This window comes from Micromonospora sp. NPDC005171 (genome assembly GCF_040608575.1).
Taxonomy (GTDB): domain Bacteria; phylum Actinomycetota; class Actinomycetes; order Mycobacteriales; family Micromonosporaceae; genus Micromonospora.
This window is the reverse complement of the sequence record NZ_JBEXIM010000075.1, coordinates 1-5,716: the sequence shown is the minus strand read 5'-3', so window position 1 is coordinate 5,716 and position 5,716 is coordinate 1. Positions and strand designations below refer to the sequence as shown.

Below are 5,716 nucleotides of genomic sequence, written 5' to 3'. Positions count from 1 at the left end.
CCGAACGTGAAGCTGCGGCCCACACGTCGATCGAAGATCTCAGGTAGAGCAACCGCTATGCCGCGATACGCGCGGCAATTCGGTCGCCCATGCAGTCACCCTCAGTTATCACGATCTTGGCGCGGCTCGACATCCTGTTCCGTGCCAAAACTCGTCGCACAGGGTGTGAGCTGCTGTTTCGCGACAATGACGCAGGATGGCAGGCGTGTTGGTTCGGCTGCTGTACCTGAATGCGGTGCGGATGTTCGGCTGATTGCCGCTGGCCACGCGCAGCGGGTCCACGCTGGCCGCAGAGTTCCCGGTGCTGCGCCACGAGGTGGCGGTGCTACGCCGTCGGGTCGGTCGGCCGCGCCTGTCGTGGCCGGAGCGGGCAGTGTTGTCCGCGCTGGTCCGGGCACTGCCACGGGAACTCTGGAGGCATCGGATCGTTACCCCCAGCCACCCTGCTGGCCTGGCACCGCCGGCTGGTCCGCCGGCACTGGACCTACCCGAACCGGCCCGGACGACCATCGATCAGCGACGACGTCCGGGACCTGATCCTGCGCCTGGCCAGGGAGAATCCCGGCTGGGGCACCGGCGCCTCCAAGGCGAACTCGTCGGGCTCGGCCATCGGGTCGGCGCTGGCACCATCCGTCGCATCCTCGCCAGCTCGAAGCGCGGTCCTGCCCCATCCGAGATCGACACCAACTGGAGGACGTTCCTGCGCGCGCAGGCGTCCGGCCTGCTGGCGACCGACTACGTCCACATCGACACCGTCACGCTGCGGCGGTTGTATGTGCTGTTCGTCATGGAGATCACGACCCGACGGGTGCACATCCTCGGCGTCACCGCCCACCCGACCGCCGCCTGGACTACCCAGCAGGCCCCCAACCTGGTGCTGAACCTCGGCGACCGTATGACACTGTGCCGGTTCCTGATCCGCGACCGCAACGCCAAAGTTCACCGCGTCGTTCGACACGGTGTTCGCCGCCAAGGCACCGACGTGCTGAAGACTCCGCCGCGCACGCCCCGGGCGAACGCGTTCGCGGAACGCTTCGTGGGCAGTGTCCGGGCCGAGTGCACCGACCGGGTCCTGATCTACAACGAACAGCACGCCCGCACGGTGTTACGCCACTATGAGGACCACTTCGACCGGCACCGGCCACACCAGAGCCTGGACCAGCATCCACCCGACTACGACCCCGGTATGGTCGTCGCGATCGACAAGCCGATCCGGCGACGCCGCGTCCTGAACGGCGTGATCAACGAGTACCACCGGGCAGCTTGAGCTCCTCGCAAATTCGCAGCTCACAAGCCTGAAACAGAGTTTTGGCACCGTACAGGTCGGCGACGTAGCCGTTGAGCTGGCGCTGGTAGGTCAGCACCGTGCCGGGAGTGCCGTTCTTGACCGCCTCGGCGTCCTTGATCTCGGTCGGGTAACCGGTCTTGGCGTCGTAGGTCCAGGTCGATGGGGGCGCCGTTGGCCTCTTCGAGACGGGTGACGTTGTGGTCGTCGTCCCAGCCGAGCTTGGTGGTCTGGTTCTTGGCGTTGGTGGTCTCGATGGGCCGGCCATAGCCGTCCTGCAGGTAGACCGTTGCGCGGTTCATGACCGCCGCCGGGTCGGGTCCAGCTCCGCCGCGAAATACGCGCTCGCCGCCTTCAGGATTTCGTTCGCCCGCCGCAGCTCGGCGACTTCCCTGCGCAGCCGGCGGTTCTCCTCGGCCATCTCGCTGCTGGGCCGATCGGTGCGCCCACGCGCGTCGGCCTCGGCCTGACGGATCCATTACCGCAACGCCTCATGATGCACGCCGAGGTGCGCGGCCAGGCGCCGGATGACCGGTTTGGGTCCGACTCGCGGTACAAGCGCACAGCGCGCCGCTCGATGTTGAGGCGAGAGACGAGCCGGGGAACGCTGAATTCACTTTAGTAGGTAAGCATTTCTGGCTTGCACCGCCATGGCGGCGGCTAGCAGGGCGCTTGCTGTTACACAAAGCAGCCGCACGATAGTCGCCGACGGTAGTTCCGCAGCGGGCATCAGAGGTGTCAGGGTGTATCCGATACTTGAAACGCCGCCCACGACGGACCAGAAGATTCTCGGGTGAGTGAGGACCAGTGGTGGTTTACCATGCCAGGCACGAAGCAACCGACGACGGCCGACTACGACAGCGACGCCGACGGTAGCCAGCGCGCCGAGAAGGCTGCTGGCGATGTCCGACACCGTCCACCAGGCGACGCCGCTGACCTGGCTCCATTCGATATCGAACACGATACGCAGCCATGCCACAGTGTGCGTCATATGGTCCCAGCCGATGTGACTTGCCGCGCCGACCATTGCGCAACCGGCGGTAATCTGCCAGGGATGGCGCACCTTCGTCAGCACTCCATAGTCGCCGAGTGCGAGAGGACCAAGGTTGGGTAGGTGGGCTGCGATCGTGGCGATGGATGCGCGAATAAGCCATGCACCGAGCAGCGCAACGGGCAGACACCACCACACCAGCGCCGACGCAGTATGGCTCTGCCAATCCGGACCAAACCCAAGGAATGCGTATCTGACGTCAGGTGCAATCGCTCCGGTCGTCAGCGCTACCCCATCGAACCAGCGGGGACGCCAGAGCTTGAGCGGAAGCACTGCGCCCGGATGCGACGGAAAGGTCAACGGCATGGACGAGTTTCCCATCCTTCCAAAGCTTCGAAATAGCAGCATCGGGTTAGCCTCGATGATTCGCGCCGAACGCCCCGCAGACCCCCAACTCCCACCAACTCAGGGCACCCACCGCCTGACTACGCGATCACCCCGGTGCTGGGCGCCGGCGCTTCGCATCATCTCTAATCGCTAATAGAAATGAAGGAGAGAAGGAGAAGCTGCTCTCTGCCACTTGCGATGTTCTCGGAAGCCGCTTGGTCGACTTTCACGACGACGGTCGGCCCGGTCGGCTTGTTCCACCGCTTGGTGAAGAATTTGCAGTATGCAGCACCATTGACGCTGCCTTCACCGATGACAGCGAATGGGCCGTCTGGCGATTCATCGACAGGGGAAACGTCGACAACATCCCCGGTCAGAAGTTTCAGCGGATCAGCTTCCGGAGGCCCGACATACGCGACGTTCCACGACGCCCTGTCTACGTACGAGTCAACCTCCCGGTACCCGTCGATACTCACTCGCGACGAGCATTTCTTAAGATCGGCGACGGCCCTCCGCTGCCCGATACAACCGGTGAGAGTGGCCAGGGAGACAACGAGAGAGATCGACAATATCCACACTGCCGGAGAACTGACGGCCCGCGCCGTCGGTCGGACAGCGCGGGCCTCATGAGCACTGGTCATGACAGTTACATTATCAACCACCCAGGATTAAACACAGTGTGCTTCCACCCGCCCCAGGCAAACTCCGTGGTTGATCTGAAGTCCGAGTAGCCTGGTCTGACATCTTGGCCGTACACGTATTTCCGCGCATCGTCGTTCAGGTTGCCCGACGTCATCATCTCAACCATCGAGTCTTGCCCTTGGTTGTAACCGACGGCCACGAGCTGGTCCGTCGTCAACACAGTGTTGTTACTCTTCGTCTCGGCAGCTTCCTGCAGCATCTTCACCTGATAGGTCATAGCGGTGATGGCAAGCTCGTCATCGTTGACCATCTCCTCCCAGGCCCGACCTGCAAAGACCTCGGGGTGCTGCTCCGCCGTCTTATTGAATGTAGCTTCTTGCATCTGGCACATGCCAATCGAAGGACCGTGGCCGACCAGAGCTGACCAGACGCCCAGCTTATCCAGTCTCACCTGCCCGGCCTCGTAGGTCCTGGCCGCCCCACCTCCCATCGTCCGAAGGCTGCTCTCCTTGATCAAGAGCCCCATCACAGTGGCTGGATCGACCCCAGCAGCGGCGGCAGTCGCCTTCACCGTGTCGGAATATTCGAGGAGTTGATCGACAACCGGGATATCAGGAGCATCAACTTGAGCGCTGGCAGCAGCAATCAAGGCTTGATCGTCCGGCCCCAACGGAATGTGACCATCCAGCTCCACGCCCGAGATCGGGTTGCCCCCGCAGAACGCGTACCGGTTGCCGGTCCAAGGATCGATACCCAGCTTCATGTCGGCCAGGGCGCCGTTGTAGCTGTCGCGGGACAGGAACCGGTTGAGGCCTGGGCTGTAGTCGCGGAAGCCCATGTCGTAGTTGCCGGAGCCTTGGTCCCAGCGTTTGGCGTTGTACCGGTAGGCGTTGTACGGCTCCTTCGTCGGGTCCGCCGCGTCGGGCTTGTCGATGCCCGTGAACTGGGTGTCGTCGTTCTTGCCGTAGGCGGTGTAGCCGTAGGTGGCCTTGGTGTCGCCGGTCTTGTCGGTCAGGGTCTCGACGTCGGTGTGCGGGTTGTAGCCGTAGTAGCCGTCCTCGCTTGTACCGTCGGCGTTGTGGGTGACCTGCGACAGCCGCTGACCCCATGGGGAGTACTGGTAGGACTTGGTCAGCTTCCCGGCGACCTCCTCGTCCAGGACCTCACCGGATAGGCCGAGGTAGTTGAACGTGGTGGTCTTGGCCTTGGCACCGCCGGCGTCGGTGGTCTTGGTCGTCGTGCGGTCCATCGGGTCGAACGTGTACTTCGTGACCGACGTGGCGGTGCCGTTGTTCTTGCGGTTCTCGACGACGTGGTCGAAGCCGTCGTACACGTTGCGCTCGATCACCGTTCCGGCGGCGGTGACGGTGTCCAGGCGGCCGAACGGGTCGTAGTTGTACGACGCCGTCGAGCCCCCGGTCGCCGCGGTCAGCAGCCGGTTGCGCTCGTAGTTGAACGCCGTCGTGGTGCCCTTCACCGTCTGGCTGGTGACGTTGCTGTTCGCGTCGTGCACGTACGTTTCCGTGCCCGCGCCGTCACCGGTCTTCGTCAACCCCGCGAGCCGGTCCCGTGGGTCGTAGGTGAAGTCACTGGTCGTGGTCAGGTAAGCGCCGTGGTTGTCGGCGTTCATCTTCTTCGTGACGTCGTGTGAGCGGTTGCCGTTGAGGTCGTAGTCGAGGGTCGATTCGGAAACCAGGGTTTCGTTGGGCTTCTTCTCTGTCTGGGACTTCAGCCGCCCGTCGAGGAAGTACGTGTAGTCGACGGTGTTGCTGTTGCCCTTGACCTCCCGCAGCTTTTCCGCCCGGTCGGTGTAGGTGTACGTCGTCACCTTCGCCGACGCGTCGGTGGCCGACTTGCCGTTGGTCACCTCCGACACCAGGTTCCGGGCGTCGTACTGGTAGGACGAGTACTGCTTGTCGTGGTCGGTGGTCAGCGGCGCGCTGTTCTCGTTGTAGGTGAACGACGTCGAGTTCACCGTCGCGCCCGACTTCGACTCGGTGACCTTCTCGACCTGGTTCAACCCGGTGTACGTCACCGCGTAGCTGTCCACCCGGGTGTCCGGGCTGGCGTCCGTGATCGTGGTCAGGTTGCCGTTGGTGTCGTACCGGTAGCTGTAGTCGTGCTTCTCGTTGTCGACGTCGGCGGAGTTGTCCCGGACGAGTTTCACCGCGTCGGCGACGACCGTGCCGGTGGCCTGATCCGACAGGGTCACCTTCTGGGCGTTGCCCTCAGCGAAGCTGAACGAGCCGAGGCTGACCCAGGTGCCAGCGCCGGCGCTCTGGTTCACCGTCTTCACCGTCGGGCCCGCACTGGAGGTGACCGTGTACTTCGCGTCGGTGGCCGCCCCGGACACCGTCGGGAAGCGGGCGTACACCTGGTAGGTGCCCGCCTGGGGCACGTTCAACTGCCAG

Annotated in this window: 5 protein-coding genes; 1 reads left to right on the top strand and 4 read right to left on the bottom strand. The window is 63.7% G+C overall.

Going from position 1 to position 5,716, the window contains the following annotated elements; all coding sequences use genetic code 11:
* Positions 1–253 precede the first annotated feature (253 nt).
* Complete coding sequence (locus ABZU74_RS33840) at positions 254–1,267, top strand: integrase core domain-containing protein (RefSeq protein ID WP_355432808.1); 1,014 nt, start codon at positions 254–256, stop codon at positions 1,265–1,267.
* 316 nt (positions 1,268–1,583) lie between these two features.
* Here ABZU74_RS33840 and ABZU74_RS33835 read toward each other — a convergent pair whose 3' ends face one another.
* The 4 genes from ABZU74_RS33835 to ABZU74_RS33820 form a co-directional block, all read right to left on the bottom strand.
* Positions 1,584–1,706 (bottom strand): hypothetical protein, encoded by a 123-nt coding sequence (locus ABZU74_RS33835; RefSeq protein ID WP_355432805.1) that lies wholly within the window; start codon positions 1,704–1,706, stop codon positions 1,584–1,586.
* 192 nt (positions 1,707–1,898) lie between these two features.
* Complete coding sequence (locus ABZU74_RS33830) at positions 1,899–2,684, bottom strand: DUF4184 family protein (protein ID WP_355432802.1); 786 nt, start codon at positions 2,682–2,684, stop codon at positions 1,899–1,901.
* 122 nt (positions 2,685–2,806) lie between these two features.
* On the bottom strand, positions 2,807–3,139 hold the full coding sequence (locus tag ABZU74_RS33825; protein ID WP_355432799.1) for a hypothetical protein: 333 nt from the start codon (positions 3,137–3,139) through the stop codon (positions 2,807–2,809).
* A gap of 170 nt (positions 3,140–3,309) precedes the next feature.
* Positions 3,310–5,716, bottom strand: a 2,407-nt coding sequence (locus ABZU74_RS33820; protein ID WP_355432796.1) for an RHS repeat-associated core domain-containing protein, incomplete at its 5' end; no start/stop codon positions are given.